This is a genomic window from Candidatus Thiopontia autotrophica, assembly GCF_982804495.1.
The window spans coordinates 1-17045 of sequence record NZ_CEYDPX010000019.1 but is presented as its reverse complement, the minus strand read 5'-3'; the positions used below and the strand labels follow the sequence as shown (position 1 = coordinate 17045).

Here is a 17045-nt window from a genome sequence, read left to right as displayed (position 1 = left end):
TACATATAAAATGATGAAAATCAAAAATAATATAGAGAGAAAATCCAGTAATGAGTGAACAACAACTATTTTCCGCAACTGAAGCACAAGAGGTTATGAGGTCTGTTATCCAGCGTATTGCTACCGGACCAACTCTCAGCAAGGATATCGAACAGGAGGAGGCACGAATTGGAATGCGTGCAATTCTGGAGGGTGTGGTTGATCCTGTACAGGCAACAGTCTTTCTTATTGCTCTGCGGATGAAGCGCGAGACCGATGATGAGAATCGCGGAATTCTTAGTGGTATACAGGATCTTACCAATAGGGTGGTGGCAGATGTTGATGAGGTGGTTGATATTGCCGACCCATTTAATGGTTATAACAGAACTCTTCCGATTGCCCCATTTTTGGCACCACTGCTGGCTGAGTTGGGTGTTCCGGCTTTCTCTCAGGGGCTGGAGACGGTTACCCCAAAGTTTGGATTTACCCATCGTCAGATATTGCGTGAGGCTGGTGTAAATGTGGATCTCTCGGTGGAGGAGGCAGCCGCACAGTTGAGTGATCCAGCAAAAGGGTGGGCATATCTTGATCAGAGCCAATCCTCACCACTGTTACATAAACTCGTGCCGTTACGCAATCAGCTTATTAAGCGTACGGTAATTACAACCGCAGAGACTCTGACTCACCCGATCAAGGGGAGAGAGAAGAGCCATCTGATGACCGGTTATGTACACAAGCCATATGCACGTATCTATGCAATGTTGGTGCGCCATGCAGGGTTTGACTCCGCACTTTTGGTGCGTGGAGTAGAGGGTGGTGTCACCTCATCTCTGAGGCAGTCATCAACCACTTATCAGTTTGTCGGTGATCAGGAGGAGGTGGCTGTAGAGGTGAATCCGGAAGAGCTTGATATTCAGCATGATCTTAGGGCACCCGCCATTCCAGTTGGTGTGGAAGGTAATCTGGAGATATCCAAAAGGGCTGCCGAATCCGGGATTGCGACTCTGCAGGGTGAGGAGGGGATAAGTATGGATGCCCTTATGCTAAGTGCCACTCTGGTTCTCCAACATCTTGGCAGATGTGAGTCATTGGAGAGGGGAGCAGAAGAGGTTCGTGATGTATTGTCCAGTGGCAGGGCTGCAGGGCGACTTTAGATGAAGATGCTGTTTCAGGTTGATGATTTGGCTGTGGGCAAGATGCGCTCGTATCAGGTTGACGGCCATGACATCCTGGTTGCCCATACGGAGAGTGGTTTTCATGCTATCTCCAACCGTTGCCCCCATGATGTGATTGCACTGGATCTGGGGTGTCTAGAGGGTGAGATGGTGCGCTGCTCTCTGCATGGCAGCCGTTTTGATCTCTCTACAGGTGAGGCAATGGAGCCACCTGCCGAGGAGTCAGTAAGAGTTTATCCGTTGCAGGTGAAGGATGGGTGGGTTTGGATTAAACTTGATGAGTGAATTTTTCCAGAGAAAATAAGACGTTTTATCTTCTGTTTGGTCTGTTCTCCATTGAGTGGATCATACTGGCCATCGACCCGGTCCATCCGGAGGATTGGTTGCTGGAAAATGTATTGGTGATTATTGCCGTCCCACTGTTGCTGTATGGGCGCAGATCTTTGCCGTTCTCCAATACGTCATATTCCATGATTTTCCTGTTTCTCGGGCTTCACGAGATTGGATCGCACTATACGTATGCCGAGGTTCCTTACGATCAGTGGGTAGAGTGGGTTACAGGTTCAACCCTTAACGATGTTATGGGGTGGGAGCGTAATCACTTTGATCGCATTGTTCACTTCTCTTTTGGACTATTGATTGCCTATCCGATTAGAGAGATTTTTCTCTACGTGGCAAATGTGCGAGGGTTCTGGGGGTACTTTCTTCCTCTGGATCTAACCATGTCTAGCTCCATGTTGTTCGAGCTGATCGAGTGGGGTGCGGCCGAGATTTTTGGCGGAGAGTTGGGGATGGCGTTTCTTGGAATCCAGGGCGATATATGGGATGCCCACAAGGATATGGGGTTGGCTAGTCTTGGAGCAGTAATGGCTATGTTGATTACAGCATCAATCAACTATCGAATGCAGAAGGATTTTTCCAGTGAGTGGGCAAAAAGTTTACGGGTCAACAGGGCTCTGAGGCGAGAGAAGTTGGCCAAGAATGAGCTGTAGTCAGAGCAATACTGGCTAGAAATCCCCGTTGGCTCCGGCGGTCATGATGGTCATCATCTTGGTGTTGGTGGTGACTGCAATCCGGTATATCTCGTCAGGTAAGTCACCTTTCTCAATCATCATATTAAGGTTCAGGGTGGTGAGCCAGGGGGCGCCATGGTTGTCCTCAACCAAGGCAATTCTGCAGGGCATGTATGACGCATAGATAATATCGTGGCGCACCATTTTTGCTGCATCCTCCGGATTACAGAACTGGAATATCTCAATGTGTGGAGAGTCGATACCTCTTTTACTTAGTGCTGCAGACATCTGTTGTCTTCCCACAAGAGCAAGGTTTAACTCTGTTGCCTTGGATAGCATGGCCTCTGTCGCATCCTCAATGGAGACAGATGGAGCAAGGCGCATCTTGATAACAGAGTGCTGAACCATCATCTCCTGGGTTGGAGGCTCAACAGAAAATGCCGTGTTGCCAACCAGCAGATAACCGAGAATAAGAGAGACGATCTTTTTCATTTGGAGGATATTATAACAGCACCACCAAGGCAGTGGTCATCTTGGTAGAAAACCATCGACTGCCCGGGTGTTACTGCCCGCTGTTTGTCATCAAAGTGAATTACTGCACCACTGTTGCCGGATTCAGTGATGGTACATGGCTGATCACTCTGTCGATAGCGACTCTGTGCCATACAGTTGAAGGGGAGGTTGGAGGGGGGCTGATCAATCCAGTGTATCGGTTCTGTCTTGACTGTCTGACTCATCAGTAGTGGGTGTTCTCTCTCCTGAGCTGCAATTAATATATTGTTATCAAGATCCTTGGCAACCGCATACCATGGCTCCTCACTGTAGTTTGCCAATCCACCAATTCCTATCCCCTTGCGTTGCCCCAGGGTGTGATACATCAACCCCTGATGTCTGCCAATCAGATCACCATCCGGGGTTCTGATATCTCCCGGCTGAGCAGGTATGTACTGACTGAGGAAGTCGCGAAAGTTCCTCTCTCCAATAAAACATATGCCGGTGCTGTCTCTCTTTTTGGCATTTACAAACCCGGCAGAGTCAGCAATTTTTCTTACCTCATCCTTGTTGAGCTTGCCCAGTGGAAACATGGCGTGTGAAAGCTGTTGTTGGTTCAGTAGGTGGAGAAAGTAGGATTGATCCTTGTTTTGGTCTACCCCCTTTAGTAGTCGATAGTTATCTCCCAACTTTTCAATTCGTGCGTAGTGTCCAGTAGCGATGGCATCTGCACCAAGCTTGAGGGCATGGTCGAGAAAGGCGCGAAACTTTATCTCTCTGTTGCAGAGAATGTCCGGATTCGGGGTTCGTCCAGCCCGATACTCTTCAAGAAAATGGCTGAAAACCCGTTCCCAATACTCGTGTGAAAAGTTGATGGTGTGGAGTGGAATACCCATTTGTTTGGCAACACTCTCTGCATCTGCCAGATCTTCCTCTGCACTGCAGTAGTCGGAGTCATCATCCTCCTCCCAGTTTTTCATAAAGAGCCCCTCAACCTCGAACCCTTGCTCCAGTAGAAGTTTTGCAGCGACAGCCGAGTCGACTCCTCCAGAGAGGCCAACCATAATTTTTGTGTAAGAGCTCATGGCTGTTCCACCTTGCGCCACTCGCCTGACTTGAGGTTGCCTAGAGCCCATGGGCCGATAGCGACACGAATTAGCCGCAGGGTAGGGTGACCTACTGCGGCAGTCATCCTTCGCACCTGACGATTTTTCCCCTCTCTAATTTTTAATTCGATCCAGCTGTCAGGAATATTTTTACGCTCACGGATTGGCGGAGTACGCTTCCATATCTCTGGGGACTCAATTATCTGTGCAGAAGCAGGGGCTGTCTTTCCCCCTTTTATCTCTACCCCATTAACAAGTTTCTCTATAGCCGCTTCATCAGGGATTCCCTCCACCTGAACCCAATAACTCTTCTCCATTTTGTGTCTGGGATGACTTATTCTGGCCTGGAGTTTTCCATCATCAGTCAGTATTAACAGCCCCTCACTGTCACGATCCAGACGTCCAGCGGGGTATATTTTTTTGATTGGAATATAGTCAGCCAGGGTTTTGCGCCCATCCTGGTCACTAAATTGTGTCAATACATTATATGGTTTGTTGAAGATGACAATCATCATCCGGTAGTATATACCCAAATCCCCGGACAGAAATATGAAGACTGAACAACCTATTGATCCTATACACCACACCGATCTGGATCTGCAGGAGGAGCGTCCCAAGCTACAGGAGCCATCCAAATATCAGGTTGTCCTGTTGAATGATGATTATACGCCGATGGATTTTGTGGTTGATGTGTTGAAGCAGTTTTTTCGGATGGACAGTGAGCAGGCAACACAGGTTATGTTGCATGTTCATACCCGTGGCAAGGGTATATGTGGTACTTTTAGTCGAGAGGTTGCGGAGAGTAAGGTGGCTCAGGTCAACGATTATGCAAGAGAGAATCAGCATCCGTTACTCTGCTCTATGGAGCAAGCTTGATAGTTAAGGAACCTCTGAAAAAGCTTAATGGGATGGGGGGTTTGGTGGAAGGGATCTAATCCGTCCCCTATGGGATAACTTGTGAGGGATAGCTGATTGGGTCACGAAGTGACTTAATCAGGGATTTCTTAACCAGCTGGAGATCAGTCGATATGCTCAGTAAGGAACTGGAATTTTCATTAGGTCTTGCGGTAAAACAGGCCCGTGAACAACGGCATGAGTTCATTACCCTGGAGCATCTGTTGCTGGTGCTGCTTGATAACCCTCTCTCTGCCGATCTGTTACGAGGCTGTGGCGCAAATCTGGATATTCTGCGTGAACAGCTGGAAAACTTTATTCTGCAAAATACGCCACTTTTGCCAGAGGATAATGAGATTGATCCACAGCCCACCTTGGGCTTTCAGAGGGTTCTTCAGCGCTCCATATTTCAGGTTCAGTCATCCGGCAAGAGCGAGGTGAGTGCAGATAATATTCTGGTCGCACTATTTGGAGAGAAGGAGTCGCATGCAGTCTTCTTTCTTACCCAGCAGGAGATCTCCCGCCTGGATGTGGTTCACTACGTCTCTCATGAGACTGAGCGTACAGTGGATCGAGAGCAGCAGGAACAGCTGGAGCATGACGAAGATGTTGAGCAGGATGAGGATGATAGCCCGCTAACCCGTTATGCGGTTAATCTTAATGCCCTTGCTGAGAAAGGAAAAATTGACCCACTGATTGGCAGGGCAGAAGAGGTGGAGAGAACCATCCAGGTTCTCTGTCGTCGTCGCAAGAATAATCCACTGTTGGTGGGAGAGGCTGGTGTCGGCAAAACAGCAATCGCCGAGGGGCTGGCACGACGTATAGTTGATAAAGAGGTTCCAGAGGTAATTGCCGAGAGCACTATCTACTCCCTGGATCTTGGTGCTCTGTTGGCTGGGACAAAATATCGTGGTGATTTTGAGAAGCGTCTCAAGGGGTTGTTAAAGCAGCTTGATGCTCTTGCAGACACGATCCTTTTTATTGATGAGATTCACACCATTATTGGTGCAGGTTCTGCCTCTGGTGGAACCATGGATGCATCAAACCTTATAAAGCCAAAACTGGCGGCCGGCGACCTGCGTTGTATTGGTTCTACCACCTTCCAGGAGTATAGAGGAATCTTTGAGAAGGATCACGCCTTGGCTCGTCGCTTTCAGAAGATTGATATTAATGAGCCGTCTGTTCCCGATACCGTCAAGATTCTGCAGGGGCTGAGAAGTCGTTTTGAGGACCATCATGCAGTCAAGTTTACCCGTCAGGCTTTGACTACAGCGGCAGAGCTTGCAGATCGTTATATCGGAGATCGTCATCTTCCAGATAAGGCTATCGATGTAATGGATGAGGCGGGTGCAAGAAATCAACTGCTGCCACCATCACGCCGTCGCAAGACAGTAGGGGTCAAGGAGGTTGAAGAGGTGGTAGCGAAAATTGCCAGGGTTCCATCCAGGAATGTATCAACCTCTGATAGAGAGCAGCTGAAAAAGCTTGAGCACAATCTGAAGATGGTTGTCTTTGGTCAAGATGAGGCAATTGAGACTCTCGGGTCTGCAATAAAGCTTGCCCGCTCGGGGCTGGGAAATGATGAGAGACCAGTGGGGTCCTTTCTTTTTGTGGGGCCTACTGGCGTTGGCAAGACAGAGGTTGCCCGCCAGCTTGGCATGCAGATGGGGGTTGAGCTAATTCGGTTTGATATGTCCGAGTATATGGAACGCCATACAGTATCTCGCTTGATTGGAGCACCCCCAGGTTATGTTGGGTACGATCAGGGTGGGCTGTTAACCGATGCAGTTAATAAAAACCCGTATGCAGTTCTGTTGCTGGATGAGATTGAGAAGGCACATCCGGATGTATTCAATCTGTTGCTACAGGTTATGGACCATGGTTCATTGACCGATTCCAACGGACGTCAGAGTGATTTCAGGAATGTGGTTCTGGTTATGACATCTAATGTTGGGGCTGAAAAGATGAACCGTCCATCCATTGGTTTCACTAATCAGGACCACTCTAGTGATGGCCTGGCCGAGGTGAAGAGAACATTTACCCCGGAATTCAGGAATAGATTGGATTCTGTGATTCAGTTCCATGTGCTTGATATGCCCAGCATCGCAAATATTGTGGACAAGTTTATTGCCGAATTGGAGATCCAACTGGACCAGAAACATGTTCAGCTGACGGTTGATGATGAGGCCAAAACCTGGCTGGCAGAGAAGGGTTATGACGCTGATATGGGTGCCCGTCCCATGGCCAGACTGATCCGCGAAGAGGTTCGCAAACCGATGGCAGAAGAGCTTTTGTTTGGTGAACTAAAGAGTGGAGGAGAGGTTGCGGTATCGGTTAAGAGCGGGAAGCTTAATTTTGTCTATCACAAGATAGAGAAGCCGCTCAAAGGCAAGAGATCTGCCAGAGATAAACTTTCGGTTTAGCGTGCGCGGAAGGTGATCCGACCCTTGGATAGATCGTAGGGAGTCAGCGCAACAGTAACCTTGTCACCCTTGAGGATACGGATGTAATGCTTGCGCATCTTGCCGGAGATGTGGGCAATGACCTCATGTCCATTTTCCAGCTCTACCTTGAAAGTTGTGTTGGGAAGATTCTCAACAACTGTGCCTTCCATCTCAATATGTTCTTCTTTAGCCATGTCTCTCTACAATATTCCATTAAGGAAGCTCTGATTAAGTCACTTCGTTACCCAATCAGCTCTCCATCGCAAATTATCCTATGGGGGACGGGTTAGATCCATTCCACCAAATCCCCATCCCATTAAGCGTGTCCATGTTCAGAGGTTCCTTGATTAAGCTGTGGGATTATACATTAATCATCAGTCAGTGTGGAGACAGTGCTCTGCAAGAAGTTCCTGGTACTCTGTGCGAGGGATTTCACGGGCCCCCATCTGCTGCAGGTGTGGGGTCATCATCTGGATATCAATCAGCTCTATCTCGATTTCATCTGCAAAATCCTCTAGCAGAGAGACCAGAGCTATTTTTGAGGCATCATTTGCCCTGCTGAACATTGATTCACCACAGAATAGTTTTCCTGCAAGAACACCATAGAGCCCCCCAACAAGGGTGTTGTCTCTATCCCAGCACTCTACAGAGTGGGCATGCCCCAGCTCATGAAGACGGATATACGCCTCAGCCATCTCACTGGTAATCCAGGTTCCGCTGTCACTGCTTCGTGGTGCGGCACAGTTATGGATGACAGCGGCAAAATTCTGATCAAGAGTGATACGGAAAGGCTGTTGGCGAATCCGTCTCTTCAGGCTACGAGAGATATGGAGTTCACTGGGGAAGAGAACAGCACGCGGGGCAGGGGACCACCATAGAATAGGTTCGCCCTCACTGTACCAGGGGAATATTCCGCTTCGGTACGCAGTCAGAAGTCTCTCAGGTGTTAGATCTCCACCAATGGCCAGCAGGCCATTTGGTTCTTGCTGCGCCAGATGGATTGGTGGGAATGGGGATCCAGGGTTGTCACCAAGCCGGAATGGCCCCATGGTTTTCTATTCCGTATCGACGCTGTCAATATTGTCAAGGTAGTGCTCGGCATCAAGAGCAGCCATGCAACCACTGCCGGCAGAGGTAACTGCCTGACGATAGACGGGATCGGCACAGTCACCTGCAGCAAACACTCCCAATACATTGGTTCCAGTAGCGTAATGGCGCTCACTGTTGCGTACCTTGATGTAGCCGTGCTCCATATCTAGCTGGTTTTCAAACATTCCGGTGTTTGGTTTGTGGCCAATTGCAATAAAGACACCGCTGAGGTCGATATCCCTGGTGCTGTCATCCTGAGTGCTACGGATGCGTACGCCGGTCACACCACTGTCATCACCCAAAACCTCATCAAGTTGGGAGTTCCACTCGATGGTTATATTTCCGTTTTTTGACATCTCGATAATGCGATCAGAGAGAATCTTCTCCGAGCTAAAGCTGTCACGACGATGGATAACCGTAACGTGCTCTGCGATATTTGATAGATATATCGCCTCCTCCACAGCAGAGTTACCACCACCTACTACGGCAACTTTCTGTCCCTTGTAGAAGAAGCCGTCACAGGTTGCACAGCCGGATACGCCACGCCCCATAAATTTTTGCTCGGACTCAAGTCCAAGATACATTGCAGATGCACCCGTTGAAATAATCAGTGCATCACAACTGTACTCTCCCATATCACCCTTGAGCTGAAATGGGCGCACGTTCAGGTCAACACTCTGAATCATGTCAAAGATGATCTCGGTTTCAAACCGTTCTGCCTGTTTCAGCATGCGGTCCATAAGCTCTGGCCCCTCTACACCCTCGGGTTCACCTGGCCAGTTATCAACCTCTGTAGTGGTAGTCAGTTGCCCACCTTGCTGCATGCCTGTTATCAAAGTTGGTTTCATGTTGGCACGGGCAGCGTAAATAGCTGAGGTATAACCAGCGGGGCCTGATCCAAGAATAAGAAGGGGGCAGTGTTTGACATCACTCATGATAAACTCCAGTTTGATGATTTCAGTGTTTTTTCGTGGAGGAGATTGTACATGAATGGCTCAATAATTGGGGTTCCACGTGAGGCCAGAGCCTATGAGGGAAGAGTTGCCTTGACTCCAGATGCGGTCTCTCTATTGGTTGGACAGGGTAATAGGGTGGTTGTCGAGAAGGGGGCAGGAGAGCTTTGCGGGTTTCCGGATGATCTCTACATAATGTCGGGGGGTGAGATTGCACCAGATGCTCCTTCACTGTATGGGGTATCCAGGCTGATTGTTAAGGTAAAAGAGCCCCAGCCAGGGGAGTTGGCGTTTCTGAGAGATGATCATATTCTCTTCTGTTTTCTTCACCTGGCGGCAGATCATGATCTGATGGATGCGTTGTGCGAGATAGGTCTGACTGCGATTGCCTTTGAGACAGTAGAGGTTGATGGGAGGCTTCCCCTGCTTGCCCCAATGAGCAAGATTGCGGGAAAGATTGCAGTACAGATTGGTGCCCGTCTGCTTCATCAGCCGGAGGGTGGGAAAGGTGTTCTTCTGGGGGGCGTAGGTGAGATTGATTCTGGGCATGTGGTTGTTATTGGAGGTGGAATGGCTGGCTCTGCTGCTATCCAGGTGGCTTCTGCACTAGGTGCCAGGGTTACTGTGCTTGAACATAGTGAAGAGAACATCAGTAGAGTAAATGCGTTGGGATCGAATGTTAACGGGATGTTTTCCACACCTGAAAATATTGAAGAGATGGTGGCTTCTGCAGATCTGTTGATTGGGGCTGTTTTGGTCAAAGGAGACCGTACTCCCAAGCTGGTGTCAGCAGAGATGATTCGGCAGATGGAGGCAGGGGGTGTGGTTATCGATATCTCTGTAGATCAGGGCGGATGTATTGAAACCACCCGCCCAACCAACTATGACAATCCAACCCATCTGGTGGGTAACGTAATCCACTTTGGAGTAACCAATATGCCAGGTGCAGTTCCACGGACATCATCGCAGGCACTCTCTGCCGTAATTCTGCCTTGGGTTACCAGATTGGCTAGGCCAGACTGGAGAACCAACCATGCACTTGTGAATGGAATTAATGTTGATGGAGGAGAAGTAGTCTATGCTACTCTGCGTAGCAAATAGAGCAAAACCGAGAGACGAAAAGCCACGCCCATCATACTGTTAGTGTGTGCCTGGCTGCCTCTGATTGTTACACTCAACGGATGTGGGCGGGACCTGTTATTAGCCTAGAACAAGATGATGATGTGTCAAGAAAATAACAGGTTTTCTTTTCAAATCCGTTAAAATAATGCACTTTAATACCATTACAGTTTTGCAAGGATTGTCCAGTTGGCAACAACCAGAAGAAGAGTAAGGAAGCGAGGTGGTTCTGTAGCCAGCACTACACACGTCAGCAGGGGGTTGCGTGAGGGAGCTCTGTTTCTGAGTCTTGCCATCACCCTCTATCTACTGGTATCACTTTTTACATACAGCATGAATGATCCAGCATGGACCTACAGTGCACCTGTCTCTCAATACAATAATGCAGGGGGAGTTGTAGGGGCCTGGTTCTCTGATGTTCTCTTTACAATTCTTGGGGTGATGGCATGGATAATCCCGCCAATTGTGGGGTGGCTGGGATGGTTGCTTTTTGTTGATCGCGCCCGTCTTCTTCGTTACCAGCCGCAACTGTTGGCAATCAGAATAGGTGGTTTTTTAATGACTCTTTTCGGTGGGGCCGGCATATCAAACCTGCACTTTCACCGTTTTGATGCCAGTTTTCCTGCACAGACCGGTGGGGTTGTTGGAGATCTGGTTGGTGGTGGGTTTGAGTCAATCATGGGCCCATTTGGCAGCACGGTATTTCTGCTGGCCATGTTCCTTGCAGGCGTCTCTATTTTTACCCACCTCTCATGGTTTGCCCTTATGGATCGAGTTGGAGGTTTTGTTCTCGAGGCCATTATGTTGCTACGCGCTATTCCAGGAAAGGTAGATGACTGGAAGGCGGCTAAAATTGCGAAAGAGAGTCGTGGCCAGGAGGTTAAAAGAGAGCGCAAAAAATCACGCAAGAAAAAACCAAAAATTGAGCCCAAGCTTGGATCAATAGAGATGAGTGAGCGGGCACTCAAGGAGACACAGAGAACACTATTTGAAGAGTTACCGGCAAACTTTGTAACATCAGGCTCCTCATCTCCACCACCGCTCTCGCTATTGAGCAAGGCAGAACATCAGCAATCCGGTTTCTCTACCGAGATGTTGGAGGTTCTCTCCCGTCAGGTAGAGCTCAAGCTGAAGGACTTTGGAGTAGAGGTTGAGGTGGTTGCAGTTCAGCCAGGCCCAGTGATTACCAGATTTGAGCTGATGCCTGCTCCAGGATTGAAAGCAAGCAAGATTACAAGGCTGTCAAATGATCTGGCACGCTCCCTCAGCCTGCAGAGTGTGCGGGTGGTTGAGGTGATTCCTGGCAAGCCAACTATCGGCCTAGAGATCCCCAATGAGGTGAGAGAGACGGTGTTCCTCTCCGAGATTCTCTCCTCACAGCAGTATGAGCACTCCAAAGGGGCGCTTACCCTGGCTCTTGGCAAGGATATCGGTGGCCAGCCACAGGTTGCTGATCTGACCAAAATGCCACATCTGTTGGTTGCAGGTACAACTGGCTCAGGCAAGTCGGTAAGCGTAAATACCATGGTGCTCAGTCTGCTCTACAAATATACACCAGAACATGTACGGATCATCATGATAGATCCCAAGATGTTGGAGCTCTCTGTATATGAGGGGATACCACATCTTCTGGCGCCCGTTGTAACTGACATGAATGAGGCGGCCAGTGCGTTGCGCTGGTGTGTTGCAGAGATGGAGCGCCGTTATAAACTAATGTCTGCCCTCGGGGTGCGGAGCCTTACCGGATATAACAAGAAGGTCAATGATGCGATTGAGTCTGGTGCACCACTGGCTGATCCTCTTTATGAGGCTACCGATGGAGAGCCGCCACGTACTCTGGAGCACCTTCCATACATTGTGGTTATTGTCGATGAGTTTGCAGATTTGATGATGACCGTTGGCAAGAAAGTAGAGGACCTGATTGTGCGAATTGCCCAGAAGGCACGTGCGGCAGGTCTCCATCTTGTGCTGGCTACCCAGCGCCCATCGGTTGATGTGATTACTGGGCTGATTAAATCAAACATCCCCACCAGAATTGCCTTTCAGGTTTCATCAAAGATGGATTCACGGGTAATTCTCGATCAGATGGGTGCAGAGCATCTGTTGGGGCGTGGAGATATGCTCTATCTTCCATCTGGGGCAGGTCTGCCGATTCGTGTCCACTGCGCATTTGTGGATGATGATGAGGTCCATCGTGTGGTGGATAATCTTAAACAGAGTGGTGAGCCGCAATATGTTGAGGAGGTTTTGACCACCCACGAGGCTAGTGAGAGTAGCGGCAACGGTGCAGGATTGGATGATGCAGAAGATGATCCGCTATACGATGATGCGGTGCGGATTGTAACCGAGACACGCAAGGCATCGGTCTCTGGGGTACAGCGCAGGTTGCGGGTTGGATATAATCGTGCATCCAGATTGGTTGAGGCCATGGAAGCGTCCGGGGTGGTTGGTCCAATTGGATCAAATGGTCAGCGTGAGGTGTTGGCACCTCCACCAGTAGAGATTGACTGAGTTGCGTATACTGTTTGGCCTAATGGTAGCGCTTACCCCGATTGTTGCCTGGTCAGCGGATACCCTGAGCTCTCGTATTGAGAGTTATTTCTCGGAGATGGAGAGTCTGCGAGGAGGGTTTCACCAGCAGGTGAGAGATGGTTCAGGGCGTTTGATAGAGGATAGTTACGGTACCCTGTTGATACAGCGCCCAGGAAAATTCCGTTGGCAGACATCGGTTCCATTTGTACAGGAGATTGTTGGGGATGGTTCCAGAATCTGGCTGCATGATCCCGATCTGGAACAGGTTACTGTTCGCAAACAGCAGGGATCACTTGCCAATACCCCCGCCGCACTACTTACAGGCGAAGGTTCCCTGAAAGATCAGTTTGCAATCCACCCTATCGGAAAGAAGCAATATTATGAGTGGGCTGAGCTCGTCTCTATTCATGGGAGCGGAGGGTTTGAACAGCTTCTGGTGGCAATGGATGATGAACAGCTAAGAGTCATAGAGGTAGAGGATAGCCTGGGTCAACGAACCAGAATTGATCTGCAGGATATGCTCTATAACCCATCTCTTGAAGAGAGCAACTTTCTGTTTGTTCCTCCAGCAGGGACAGATGTAGTAGGAGATTTTCCGTAGCTAACAAGACCAATGAGTATGCTTAGGTGACAGCGCCACTTGCAGAACGGATGAGGCCGGCCTCTCTGGCCAACTTTATGGGGCAGGAGCACCTGCTGGGAGAGGGTAAGCCACTTCGTAACTCTATAGAGAGCGGAAACCTCCACTCCATGCTCTTCTGGGGGCCTCCCGGAACCGGTAAAACCACATTGGCACGGTTGATTGCCAACCACTCAAATGCAAATTTTCTTGCCATCTCTGCAGTACTCTCCGGGGTCAAGGAGATTCGTGCAGCCATAGAGCAGGCCAAGCAGGCGCAGAAACTTGGTCAGAGTACGCTGCTCTTTGTTGACGAGGTCCACAGATTCAACAAGAGCCAGCAGGATGCATTTCTTCCTCATGTAGAGGACGGCACCTTTACCTTTGTTGGTGCAACCACAGAAAATCCATCATTTGAGCTAAATAACGCACTACTTTCTCGTGCCCGTCTCTACAAGCTGAAACCACTTGATAAGAGGGCGTTGAGTGAAATTATTAGACATGCGGTCAGCTCGATAGAGTCAGATTTGGGAGAGGGTGATATTGCTATATCGGAAGATGGGATAGAGCAGATCACCACTGCAGCAGATGGTGATGCCCGTCGTGCCCTCAATATACTGGAAATTGTTGCAGAGCTTGCGGAGTCTGAGGAGGAACGAAAGGTGCTCTCTGACCAGAGTATAGCCGCGGTAATTGCAGATGGAGGGCGTCGCTTTGACAAGGGCGGTGATCTCTTCTATGAGCAGATCTCAGCACTCCACAAGTCAGTTCGTGGCTCCAACCCAGATGCATCACTCTACTGGTTTGCTCGCATGGTTGATGGCGGAGTCGATCCGCTCTATGTGGCACGCAGGGTTGTACGGATGGCGAGTGAGGATATAGGTAATGCAGACCCGCGCGCACTACAGATAGCGGTGAGTGCCTGGGAAACCTATGAGCGTCTGGGAAGCCCTGAGGGTGAGTTGGCCATTGCTCAGGCCATTACATACCTTGCGATCGCACCAAAAAGCAACGCGGTCTACAATGCATGGAATAGTGTATTGGCCGATATAAGAGCAGGCGGATCAGCTGAGGTTCCGGTTCATCTGCGCAATGCACCAACCAGGGTAATGAAGGAGCTGGGATATGGTCATGCCTATCGTTATGCCCATGATGAGCCGGATGGATATGCTGCTGGTGAGACCTACTTCCCGGATGAGATGGGAGAGCAGAGCTACTACCATCCGGTGGAGCGGGGGATGGAGATCAAGATCAAGGAGCGTATGGAGTATCTGCGTCAACTGGATCGGAGGAGCAGGGAGAGATAACCTCTTTTCTCCTGAATCCATCTGCTGCCATGGAACGTATATTATCCAGAGATAGAGTTTCAGGAGAGTGGTGATGAGAGTTAACAAGTTGGTTCTGTTGGTGCCGGTGCTGTCAATTTTGTTGACGGGTTGTTCCAACGCCCAGGAGGAGTCAAAAAACGGCTTTGACCTGACCAACAGTGAGATAGCAATCGAAAAGATTCATGGAGGAGGTCCCGCACGTGATGGTATCCCATCGATAGATAACCCACGTTTTTTAACCATCGACCAGGCAAAAGAGGAGCTCTCCGATGAGGATCCAATCCTGGGTGTTGAGATTGATGGAGTGAGTCGCGCCTACCCCATTGCCATTTTGAACTGGCATGAGATCGTCAATGATGAGACCAACGGGAACCCCTTTGTGGTGACCTACTGCCCACTCTGTGGTTCTGGTGTGGTCTTCTCTTCAGGCAGCACCAAAAAAGGTGGGGGAAAGAAACGGTTGTTTGGGGTCTCTGGATTGCTCTATAACAGTGATGTTCTACTCTATGATCGAGAGACCGAGTCGCTATGGTCGCAACTATTGGGCCGGGCAATAAGTGGAAAACTAAAGGGGGAGCGTCTGCAACTGCTGCCGGCAACCCACACCAGCTGGAAGGTATGGAAGAGGGATTATCCCACAACAACTGTGCTATCAAGACGTACCGGTTATTTTCGCGATTATGATCGCGACCCCTATAGCGGTTACGTGAATAGTGAAGGCATCTACTTCCCTGTAGAGAGCCTTAACCCTCTCTACCATCCAAAAGAGCGTGTTCTGGGGATTGAGATAGATGGGAAGTTCAAGGGATACCCATACTCTGAGCTATCACAGGCCAAGTCCCTTGTTGTTGATCGATTCAATGGTGTAGAGGTGAAGCTTCACTTTGATCAAGAGAGTAACAGTGCATGGGCTACAGACCTCAAAGGCAATAAGCTGCCATCCGTCTCATCATTCTGGTTTGCCTGGATGGCTTTCCATCCGGAGAGTGAGGTGTATCATGCAGATGAATAACAAAGCAGTGCTTGCCGTCATGTTTCTCATCGCAGTAGCAGCAGGGGTCAGTGCTTTTACAAACAATGGAGATAGCAGGTTGGACAGTGTGAACCGTAATGCATCAGAGAGAGCAATATTTGCTGGCGGCTGTTTCTGGTGTATGGAAGCCCCATTTGAGAAACTGGACGGGGTGGTGCAGGTAGTATCTGGATATACGGGGGGATATGAGGTAGATCCAACCTATGGACAGGTCTCTGCAGGTGAGACCAATCATCTGGAGGCGATAGAGATCATCTATGATCCTGATGTTATTCAATATGATGTCCTGCTGGATACCTACTGGAGGCAGATTGACCCCACAGATGGGGGCGGCTCATTCGTGGATCGTGGTGATCAGTATCGTTCAGCAATCTTCTATCTGAGTCCAGAACAGAAAATTCAGGCCCTGGAGTCGAGAGCAGAGCTGGATCGATCGGGACGTTACCAGAAACCCATTGTGACGGAGATTCTTGAGGCTAAAACCTTCTATCCGGCAGAGGAGTACCACCAGGATTACTCCAAGAACAACCCTCTGCGTTACAGCTACTACCGCCATGGTTCAGGGCGTGATCAGTATCTTGACAAGGTCTGGGGCGGTAACCGCAAGAGTGTAGCAGCTACCGGAGAGAGTATTTCCTCAAAAGAGGAGTTGAGGAAGAAGCTGACCCCGCTCCAGTACAGGGTGACCCAAGAGGATGGGACAGAACGAGCCTTCGATAATGAGTATTGGGATAACAAGGATGAGGGGATCTATGTCGATATTGTATCCGGTGAGCCACTCTTCAGTTCGGTTGACAAGTACGACTCCGGAACCGGATGGCCGAGCTTTATCCGTCCAATTGACGATGGCGTTGTAGTGGAGAGAGAGGATAGAAAATTCTTTTCGACTCGTACAGAAATTAGAAGTAAAAAAGCAGACTCCCATCTAGGCCATGTTTTTCCGGATGGACCAGCCCCGACTGGACTGCGTTACTGTATGAATTCGGCAGCCATGCGCTTTGTCCCCAGTGATCGGTTGGTGGATGAGGGGTACGGGCAGTATCTGAATATTTTTCCTGCTCTGCCTCCAGGCTGATGCCATGATCAGAGTGAGTTGCGTTGCCTAAATTTGATTAAGTTATAATCAGCTTCAGGTTACTAGCGGCTTTTGTGAGGATGTGGTTTGGCTACTACAGATAACAGCGGGTTTGATGATTTGCTCTCCAGGACTGCTCTGGGGGATCGCCGCGCCTTTGAAGAGCTTTATAAGGCAACTTCTTCGAAACTATT

17 protein-coding genes are annotated in these 17045 nt (G+C 49.4%); 11 read left to right on the top strand and 6 right to left on the bottom strand.

The window, feature by feature from the left end; all coding sequences use genetic code 11:
- Positions 1-50 precede the first annotated feature (50 nt).
- From AC3ZFK_RS06520 to AC3ZFK_RS06510, 3 genes are read left to right on the top strand one after another with little or no spacing between them, the layout of a single operon-like run.
- Positions 51-1133 (top strand): anthranilate phosphoribosyltransferase, encoded by a 1083-nt coding sequence (locus AC3ZFK_RS06520; protein ID WP_487506454.1) that lies wholly within the window; start codon positions 51-53, stop codon positions 1131-1133.
- A complete protein-coding gene (locus AC3ZFK_RS06515) occupies positions 1134-1439 on the top strand; it encodes a Rieske (2Fe-2S) protein (protein ID WP_487506453.1) in 306 nt (101 codons plus the stop codon).
- The gene (locus tag AC3ZFK_RS06510; RefSeq protein ID WP_487506452.1) at positions 1436-2146 is read left to right on the top strand and encodes a DUF2238 domain-containing protein; all 711 of its coding nucleotides are present in this window, start codon (positions 1436-1438) and stop codon (positions 2144-2146) included. Before AC3ZFK_RS06515 ends, AC3ZFK_RS06510 begins: the two co-directional genes overlap by 4 nt.
- Positions 2147-2161: 15 nt before the next feature.
- On the opposite strand, the gene AC3ZFK_RS06505 is transcribed toward AC3ZFK_RS06510, so the two are convergent.
- The 3 genes from AC3ZFK_RS06505 to AC3ZFK_RS06495 are packed head-to-tail and all read right to left on the bottom strand — an operon-like array spanning position 2162 to position 4277.
- A complete protein-coding gene (locus tag AC3ZFK_RS06505) occupies positions 2162-2659 on the bottom strand; it encodes a DUF302 domain-containing protein (RefSeq protein ID WP_487506451.1) in 498 nt (165 codons plus the stop codon).
- Positions 2656-3744: a tRNA 2-thiouridine(34) synthase MnmA gene (mnmA, locus tag AC3ZFK_RS06500; protein WP_487506450.1), complete on the bottom strand. Its 1089-nt coding sequence runs from the start codon at positions 3742-3744 to the stop codon at positions 2656-2658. The genes AC3ZFK_RS06505 and mnmA overlap by 4 nt, the downstream gene beginning before the upstream one ends.
- A complete protein-coding gene (locus AC3ZFK_RS06495) occupies positions 3741-4277 on the bottom strand; it encodes a pseudouridine synthase (RefSeq protein ID WP_487506511.1) in 537 nt (178 codons plus the stop codon). Before AC3ZFK_RS06495 ends, mnmA begins: the two co-directional genes overlap by 4 nt.
- Before the next feature lie 37 nt (positions 4278-4314).
- On the opposite strand from AC3ZFK_RS06495, the gene clpS reads away from it, so the two are divergent.
- Positions 4315-4641: an ATP-dependent Clp protease adapter ClpS gene (clpS, locus tag AC3ZFK_RS06490; protein WP_487506449.1), complete on the top strand. Its 327-nt coding sequence runs from the start codon at positions 4315-4317 to the stop codon at positions 4639-4641.
- 152 nt (positions 4642-4793) lie between these two features.
- Positions 4794-7082, top strand: a complete 2289-nt coding sequence (clpA, locus tag AC3ZFK_RS06485; RefSeq protein ID WP_487506448.1) for an ATP-dependent Clp protease ATP-binding subunit ClpA — start codon at positions 4794-4796, stop codon at positions 7080-7082.
- Here the strand turns inward: clpA and infA are convergent.
- From infA to trxB, 3 genes are all read right to left on the bottom strand, one after another.
- Positions 7079-7297 (bottom strand): translation initiation factor IF-1, encoded by a 219-nt coding sequence (gene infA, locus AC3ZFK_RS06480; RefSeq protein WP_487506447.1) that lies wholly within the window; start codon positions 7295-7297, stop codon positions 7079-7081. The two genes, clpA and infA, sit on opposite strands and share 4 nt — an antisense overlap.
- A 180-nt stretch (positions 7298-7477) precedes the next feature.
- Complete coding sequence (aat, locus tag AC3ZFK_RS06475) at positions 7478-8152, bottom strand: leucyl/phenylalanyl-tRNA--protein transferase (RefSeq protein ID WP_487506446.1); 675 nt, start codon at positions 8150-8152, stop codon at positions 7478-7480.
- 6 nt (positions 8153-8158) lie between these two features.
- Positions 8159-9127 (bottom strand): thioredoxin-disulfide reductase, encoded by a 969-nt coding sequence (trxB, locus tag AC3ZFK_RS06470; protein WP_487506445.1) that lies wholly within the window; start codon positions 9125-9127, stop codon positions 8159-8161.
- Positions 9128-9178: 51 nt separating this feature from the next.
- Here trxB and AC3ZFK_RS06465 point away from each other — a divergent pair, with 51 nt between their 5' ends.
- From AC3ZFK_RS06465 to msrB, 6 genes are all read left to right on the top strand, one after another.
- On the top strand, positions 9179-10246 hold the full coding sequence (locus AC3ZFK_RS06465) for an alanine dehydrogenase (protein WP_487506444.1): 1068 nt from the start codon (positions 9179-9181) through the stop codon (positions 10244-10246).
- Between the two features lie 207 nt (positions 10247-10453).
- Positions 10454-12775: a DNA translocase FtsK gene (locus tag AC3ZFK_RS06460; protein WP_487506443.1), complete on the top strand. Its 2322-nt coding sequence runs from the start codon at positions 10454-10456 to the stop codon at positions 12773-12775.
- On the top strand, positions 12768-13397 hold the full coding sequence (lolA, locus tag AC3ZFK_RS06455) for an outer membrane lipoprotein periplasmic chaperone LolA (protein ID WP_487506442.1): 630 nt from the start codon (positions 12768-12770) through the stop codon (positions 13395-13397). The genes AC3ZFK_RS06460 and lolA overlap by 8 nt, the downstream gene beginning before the upstream one ends.
- A 50-nt stretch (positions 13398-13447) precedes the next feature.
- A complete protein-coding gene (locus AC3ZFK_RS06450; RefSeq protein WP_487506510.1) occupies positions 13448-14722 on the top strand; it encodes a replication-associated recombination protein A in 1275 nt (424 codons plus the stop codon).
- A 73-nt stretch (positions 14723-14795) separates the two neighbouring features.
- Positions 14796-15755, top strand: coding sequence for a DUF3179 domain-containing protein (locus AC3ZFK_RS06445; protein WP_489433752.1), 960 nt, complete (start codon positions 14796-14798; stop codon positions 15753-15755).
- Complete coding sequence (gene msrB, locus AC3ZFK_RS06440; protein WP_487506440.1) at positions 15742-16851, top strand: peptide-methionine (R)-S-oxide reductase MsrB; 1110 nt, start codon at positions 15742-15744, stop codon at positions 16849-16851. Before AC3ZFK_RS06445 ends, msrB begins: the two co-directional genes overlap by 14 nt.
- Positions 16852-17045: the final 194 nt, after the last annotated feature.

Bases quoted from the DNA above. Each gene is read 5' to 3' on its own strand.
- AC3ZFK_RS06520 (WP_487506454.1), top strand. From the start codon at position 51: ATGAGTGAACAACAACTATTTTCCGCAACTGAAGCACAAGAGGTTATG.
- AC3ZFK_RS06515 (WP_487506453.1), top strand. From the start codon at position 1,134: ATGAAGATGCTGTTTCAGGTTGATGATTTGGCTGTGGGCAAGATGCGC.
- AC3ZFK_RS06505 (WP_487506451.1), bottom strand. From the start codon at position 2,659: ATGAAAAAGATCGTCTCTCTTATTCTCGGTTATCTGCTGGTTGGCAAC.
- mnmA (WP_487506450.1), bottom strand. From the start codon at position 3,744: ATGAGCTCTTACACAAAAATTATGGTTGGCCTCTCTGGAGGAGTCGAC.
- AC3ZFK_RS06495 (WP_487506511.1), bottom strand. From the start codon at position 4,277: ATGATTGTCATCTTCAACAAACCATATAATGTATTGACACAATTTAGT.
- clpS (WP_487506449.1), top strand. From the start codon at position 4,315: ATGAAGACTGAACAACCTATTGATCCTATACACCACACCGATCTGGAT.
- clpA (WP_487506448.1), top strand. From the start codon at position 4,794: ATGCTCAGTAAGGAACTGGAATTTTCATTAGGTCTTGCGGTAAAACAG.
- infA (WP_487506447.1), bottom strand. From the start codon at position 7,297: ATGGCTAAAGAAGAACATATTGAGATGGAAGGCACAGTTGTTGAGAAT.
- aat (WP_487506446.1), bottom strand. From the start codon at position 8,152: ATGGGGCCATTCCGGCTTGGTGACAACCCTGGATCCCCATTCCCACCA.
- trxB (WP_487506445.1), bottom strand. From the start codon at position 9,127: ATGAGTGATGTCAAACACTGCCCCCTTCTTATTCTTGGATCAGGCCCC.
- AC3ZFK_RS06465 (WP_487506444.1), top strand. From the start codon at position 9,179: ATGAATGGCTCAATAATTGGGGTTCCACGTGAGGCCAGAGCCTATGAG.
- AC3ZFK_RS06450 (WP_487506510.1), top strand. From the start codon at position 13,448: ATGAGGCCGGCCTCTCTGGCCAACTTTATGGGGCAGGAGCACCTGCTG.
- AC3ZFK_RS06445 (WP_489433752.1), top strand. From the start codon at position 14,796: ATGAGAGTTAACAAGTTGGTTCTGTTGGTGCCGGTGCTGTCAATTTTG.
- msrB (WP_487506440.1), top strand. From the start codon at position 15,742: ATGCAGATGAATAACAAAGCAGTGCTTGCCGTCATGTTTCTCATCGCA.